A 6,117-nucleotide genomic window follows, 5' to 3' on the forward strand; every position below is an offset into this window, starting at 1 on the left:
AAAATAGCGCCGCATCAGCCCGGCCCGGCTCAGCGCCGCCGAGCTGCGCGAGCCGCACCGCGTCGCCCGCTACCTCGAGGACACCGCCTCGGTGTTCAACAAGTGGTACGACACCAAGGAGTGCCGCATGCTGCCGCACGGCGACGAGCCCGTGACGCCCGCCAACCTGGCCCGCCTGGTGCTCGTCCACGCGACCCGCACCGTGCTGGCCAACGGCCTGGGCCTGCTCGGGGTGTCCGCCCCCGAGCGGATGTGAGCGGTCGATGACTCACGAAGCCGGCTGGGCCCACGCGCCCGGCGCCCTGCGCGGTCCTTCCTGGCTGCGACCCCCCAGCGACCCCAACGACCTCGTTCCGCTCCTGTGGTCGGCCACGGCCACCAAGGTCGAGGGCGACCTCGTGGTGGGCGGGGTGTCCATGAGCGACCTCGTGGCCGAGCACGCCTCGCCCGCCTACGTCCTCGACGAGGCCGACTTCCGCGCCCGTGCCGGCGCGTTCCGCGACGCCTTCAACGACTACGACGTCTACTACGCCGGGAAGGCCTTCCTCTGCACCGAGGTGGTGCGCTGGGTCAAGGACGAAGGACTGTGCCTCGACGTCTGCTCGCCGGGCGAGCTGCTCGTCGCGCTCCGCGCCGACTTCGACCCGGCTCGGATCGGCTACCACGGCAACAACAAGACGGTCCCTGAGCTGGAGCGGGCCGTCGAGGCCGGGGTGGGACGCATCGTGCTCGACTCCTTCGCCGAGATCGAGCGGCTCGCCGAGGTCGCGGCGCAGGCCGGCACCACGCAGGGCGTGATGATCCGGGTGACCGCCGGCGTCGAGGCCCACACCCACGAGTACATCGCCACGGCCCACGAGGACCAGAAGTTCGGCTTCTCGATCACGTCCGGCGACGCGCTGGAGGCCGTACGACGCGTGCTCGCCGCCCCGGGCCTCGACCTGCTCGGCCTGCACAGCCACATCGGCAGCCAGATCTTCGACTCCTCCGGCTTCGAGGTGGCCGCTCGTCGTGTGCTGGCGCTGCATGCGCGGGTCAGCGCCGAGCTGTCCGTCGTGATGCCCGAGATGGACCTCGGTGGCGGCTTCGGCATCGCCTACACGACCCAGGACGACCCCTCCGAGCCGTCGCGCCTGGCGGCCGAGATGACCGAGATCGTGGCCCACGAGTGTCGCGCGCTCCAGGTCGACCCCCCGCGGCTGTCGATCGAGCCGGGCCGCGCGATCGTCGGGCCGGCGATGTGCACGGTCTACACCGTCGGGACCGTCAAGCCGGTCGCGCTCGACGGCGGTGCGGTGCGCACCTATGTCTCCGTCGACGGCGGGATGAGCGACAACATCCGCACGGCGCTCTACGACGCCGACTACTCCTGCACCCTCGCTGCGCGTCGCTCCGACGCGCCGCCGGTGCTGGCTCGGGTGGTCGGCAAGCACTGCGAGGCCGGCGACATCGTCGTCCGCGACGAGTTCCTGCCTGGCGACGTCGAGCCGGGGGACCTGCTCGCGGTGCCCGGCACGGGGGCCTACTGTCGCTCGATGGCCTCCAACTACAACCACTCCCTGCGGCCGCCGGTGATCGCGGTGCGGGACGGCGCCGCGCGCGTCGTGGTGAGACGCGAGACTGAGGACGACTTGTTGGCAACGGATGTAGGGGCATGATGAATCAGCGTGACGCCGCCGACGAGCGGGCACTGCGAGTGGCGGTCCTCGGGTGCGGGGTGGTCGGCTCGCAGGTGGTGCGACTCATCCTGGAGCAGTCCGACGACCTCGCCGCGCGCATCGGTCGCCGGGTCGAGCTGGCCGGTGTGGCCGTACGGCGTCTCGACGCGCCTCGCGACGTCGACGTCCCCGACGGCCTCATCACCACCGACGCCGCGGGCCTGGTGGCGCGCGACGACGTCGACCTGGTCGTGGAGGTCATCGGTGGCATCGAGCCCGCGCGCGGGCTCATCCTGTCGGCGCTCGAGCACGGCGCCAGCGTGGTGAGCGCCAACAAGGCCCTCATCGCCGAGGACGGTCCGACGCTCTTCGAGGCAGCCGAGAAGGCCGGCCGCGACCTCTACTACGAGGCAGCGGTGGCCGGCGCGATCCCGATCCTGCGACCGTTGCGCGAGTCGCTGGCAGGCGACCGGGTCACGCGCGTGCTCGGCATCGTCAACGGCACGACCAACTACATCCTCGACAAGATGGACACCTCCGGCGCGGGGTTCGCCGAGGCCCTCGCCGAGGCCCAGGAGCTCGGCTACGCCGAGGCCGACCCCACGGCTGACGTCGAGGGGTTCGACGCCGCGGCGAAGGCCGCGATCCTCGCGTCGCTGGCCTTCCACTCACGCGTCACCGCCTCCGACGTCCACCGTGAGGGAATCTCCGAGGTCACCGCCGCCGACGTGAACTCCGCGCGCGAGATGGGCTGCGTCGTCAAGCTGTTGGCGATCTGCGAGCTGCGCACCGGCGTCGACGGCGCCGAGGGCGGCGAGGCCATCGCCGTCCGGGTCCACCCGGCCATGATCCCGGCCACCCACCCGCTGGCGAGCGTGCGCGGGGCCTACAACGCGGTCTTCGTCGAGTCCGACGCGGCCGGCGAGCTGATGTTCTACGGCCCCGGCGCCGGCGGCGCCCCGACCGCCAGCGCGGTGCTGGGTGACCTGGTCTCCGCGGCTCGCAACCACCTGGCGGGCACCCGCGGCGCGGGCGAGTCGGCGTACGCCGACCGTGCGGTGCTGCCGATGGGGGAGGCGCGCACCCGCTACCACGTCGCGATCGACGTCGACGACCGCGCGGGCGTGCTGGCCACGGTCGCGCTGGCCTTCGCCGAGCACGGCGTCTCCATCCAGACCGTGCGGCAGGAGGGTCGCGACGACGACGCGCAGCTGGTGGTCGTCTCGCACTGGTCCACCGACGCGCAGCTCAGTGCCACCGTCGAGCACCTGCGCGGCCTCGACATCGTCCGTGAGGTCACCTCGGTGATGCGCGTGGAGGGCGGCGACGAATGAGCACCCCGAGCAGCACCCGACAGGCCACGCACCAGTGGCGCGGGATCATCGAGGAGTACCGCGACCTGCTGGAGATCCCCGCGGGCATCCCGGCCATCACCCTGCGCGAGGGCGGCACCCCGCTCGTCTACTCCGAGTGGCTCTCCGGCCTGACCCGCGGCGAGGTCTGGCTCAAGGTCGAGGGCAACAACCCCACCGGGTCCTTCAAGGACCGCGGCATGACCGCAGCGATCTCGGTCGCCAAGGCCGAGGGTGCCGAGGCCGTGGTCTGTGCCTCCACCGGCAACACCTCTGCCTCGATGGCCGCCTACGCGGCCAAGGCCGGGCTCAAGCCGCTCGTGCTCGTGCCCGAGGGCAAGATCGCCGCGGGCAAGATGGCCCAGGCGATCGTCCACGGAGCCCAGGTGATCATGGTGCGCGGCAACTTCGACGACTGCCTCACCATGGCGCGTGACCTGGCCCGCGACTACCCCGTCGCTCTGGTCAACTCGGTGAACCCGGTGCGGCTGCAGGGACAGAAGACCGGCGCGTTCGAGATCGTCGACTTCCTCGGTGACGCCCCTGACTTCCACCTGCTCCCGGTCGGCAACGCCGGCAACATCTCCGCCTACTGGCTCGGCTACCGCCAGTACGCCGAGCTCGGGATGGCCACCAGGACCCCGGTGATGCGCGGCTTCCAGGCCGCCGGCGCCTCGCCGCTCGTGACCGGCGAACCGTTCCCGAACCCCGAGACCAAGGCCACCGCCATCCGCATCGGCAACCCGGCGTCGTGGGACTACGCGGTCGCAGCTGCCGAGGAGTCCGGCGGGCGCTTCGCCGCCGTGACCGACGACCAGATCCTGGCCGCCCAGCGGGCCCTGGCCCAGCACGACGGCGTGTTCGTCGAGCCTGCCTCGGCAGCCGGGATCGCCGGGCTGCTCCAGGAGCTGGACGCGGGGGAGTCGTATGCCGGCAGCACCGTCGCCATCACCGTCACCGGCCATGGCCTCAAGGACACCGCCACGGCCCTGGAGGGCGTCGGGCCCCTGGTCGACACGGTCATCGACGCCGATGTCGCGGCGGCCGCAGCCGCGGCCGGCCTCGCCTAGGCACCGGGCGTGACCCTGCTCGACGGAGTCGCTCGCGTCAGCGTCCCGGCGACGTCTGCCAACCTGGGCCCGGGCTTCGACGCCTTGGGCCTGGCTCTCGACCTGCGTGACCGGCTCGAGGCCGAGGTGATCCCCGAGGGGCTGGTCGTCGAGGTCGAAGGTGCCGGCAGCGACTCGGTGCCGCGCGACGAGCGGCACCTGGTGGTGCGGGCGATGAGACTCGCGTTCGACGCTCTCGGCGAGCGCCCGACGGGGCTGCGACTCGCGTGCCACAACGTCATCCCGCACGCCCGTGGCCTGGGCTCGTCCTCGGCGGCGATCGTCGGTGGGCTGGCGCTGGCTCGCGGGTTGGTCGTCGGCGGTGCGGAGCAGCTGGACGACGAGGCGCTGTTCCAGCTCGCCGCCGAGCTCGAGGGCCACCCCGACAACGTCGCACCTGCGTGCTTCGGCGGCTTCGTGATCTCCGGTCGCGACGACGAGAACGGCGCCGATGCACCCTTCTTCGCCGTGCCCTCGGCGGTCTCGAGCAGTCTCGCGGCGATCGTGCTGATCCCGCCCGACGGAGTCGAGACCGAGGTGGCCCGGGGGCTGCTGCCCGACGAGGTGCCTCATGCCGACGCCGCGTCGAACTCCGGTCGTGCCGCCCTCCTCGTCGCAGCGCTGGCCGGTCGTCCCGACCAGCTCCTGCGGGGCACCCGGGACCTGCTGCACCAGCAGTTCCGCCGCCCCGCCATGCCGGCCACGATCGACCTGGTCGACGACCTGCGCTCCGCGGGAGTGCCCGCCATCGTCTCGGGCGCCGGGCCGACGGTCCTGGCCTTCACCGGTGCTGCTGGGTCGGCTGCAGCCGACGACATCCTGGCCCGCTGCCCCGAGGGATGGACCGCCCTCCACCTCGCCCTCGACCCTCGCGGTGTGCTGCTCGACCACGTCCCCGCGGGTGCGTAGGCCGTACCCCGGGAGCCGCGCACGCCCTCAGTGATAGGTTCCTGGGACCAGCGGACCTCAGCGCTGTGCCGGTGATCTCACCAGGTCTCACCAGGTCTCATCAGGCGCGCAGGTCCTTCCCCGCAGGTTGATCACGTCGCAGGACGTCCTCTCGGCGGACAGCACTCCCATCAGTTGTCGACGGCTTCGTCCTGTCGACTCAGCGAACGTGGTAAGGATTCCCCCGTGACCGATCCTCTTGACTCTCCGGCCGACGCTCCGGCGGCAGCGCCGAAGAAGCGCTCCGGCGGACTCAACTCGATGCTCCTCGCTGATCTCAAGGCGATGGCAGCCGGGATGAACATCTCCGGCGCCGCGACCATGAAGAAGGCCCAGATCGTCGAGGCGATCAAGGCCGCGCAGGTGAGCCAGGCAGGCCAGTCGGGCCCGGCAGGCAAGGCAGGCCAGGCGAAGGCCCCGGCGTCTGCGGGTCAGCCGCCCAAGGCGCGTGCTGCGAGGTCGTCGGCGCCCCAGGGAGCCGAGCCCGAGCAGAAGACCGCGTCGCAAGCCGCTCCGGCGACCCAGTCCCCCGAAGCCGCGAAGGACGCTGAGGACTCCAGGGACTCCAGGGACTCCAGGGACTCCAAGGACGCGCAGAGCTCCAGGCCCCCGAAGGCCGCCCAGGTCGAGGCGAAGGCAGCGGACGCCCAGCAGCCGGAGTCCTCGAAGGCGCAGGGCCAGAAGGACCAGGGCCAGAAGGACCAGGGCCAGAAGGACCAGGACCAGAAGGACCAGGGCAAGAAGGACCAGGGCAACCAGGGCAACCAGTCCGACCAGGGTGAGGGCGACGACGAGGGCCGCACCGGGCGGAACCGCCGGCGCCGCGGCCGTGACCGCACGCGCGCCAACGGACCCGGTGGGCCCGGTGGTCCCGGTGGTGGCCAGGGCGGCGGTCAGGGCGGGGGCCAGCAGGGTGGCTCGCAGCGCAACAACGAGCCCGACACCACGATCCTCGAGGACGACGTCCTCGTGCCGGCGGCCGGCATCCTCGACGTCCTCGACAACTACGCGTTCGTGCGCACGAGCGGCTACCTCCCGGGCACCGACGAC

The 6,117-nt window shown here is 72.0% G+C and carries 6 protein-coding genes; all 6 read left to right on the forward strand.

Going from position 1 to position 6,117, the window contains the following annotated elements:
* Positions 1–43: 43 nt before the first annotated feature.
* Positions 44–256, forward strand: coding sequence for a DALR anticodon-binding domain-containing protein (locus VOI19_RS12060; RefSeq protein ID WP_323793211.1), 213 nt, complete (start codon positions 44–46; stop codon positions 254–256).
* Positions 257–263: 7 nt separating this feature from the next.
* The gene (gene lysA / locus VOI19_RS12065; RefSeq protein WP_323793206.1) at positions 264–1,658 is read left to right on the forward strand and encodes a diaminopimelate decarboxylase; all 1,395 of its coding nucleotides are present in this window, start codon (positions 264–266) and stop codon (positions 1,656–1,658) included.
* Positions 1,655–2,992, forward strand: coding sequence for a homoserine dehydrogenase (locus VOI19_RS12070; protein WP_323793207.1), 1,338 nt, complete (start codon positions 1,655–1,657; stop codon positions 2,990–2,992). The genes lysA and VOI19_RS12070 overlap by 4 nt, the downstream gene beginning before the upstream one ends.
* On the forward strand, positions 2,989–4,080 hold the full coding sequence (gene thrC / locus VOI19_RS12075; protein WP_323793208.1) for a threonine synthase: 1,092 nt from the start codon (positions 2,989–2,991) through the stop codon (positions 4,078–4,080). The genes VOI19_RS12070 and thrC overlap by 4 nt, the downstream gene beginning before the upstream one ends.
* 9 nt (positions 4,081–4,089) lie before the next feature.
* The gene (thrB, locus tag VOI19_RS12080; RefSeq protein WP_323793209.1) at positions 4,090–5,028 is read left to right on the forward strand and encodes a homoserine kinase; all 939 of its coding nucleotides are present in this window, start codon (positions 4,090–4,092) and stop codon (positions 5,026–5,028) included.
* A 225-nt stretch (positions 5,029–5,253) separates the two neighbouring features.
* The coding region (locus VOI19_RS12085; protein WP_323793210.1) for a Rho termination factor N-terminal domain-containing protein at positions 5,254–6,117 on the forward strand (864 nt) is incomplete at its 3' end.

Source organism: Nocardioides sp. (genome assembly GCF_034670285.1).
Taxonomy (GTDB): domain Bacteria; phylum Actinomycetota; class Actinomycetes; order Propionibacteriales; family Nocardioidaceae; genus Nocardioides.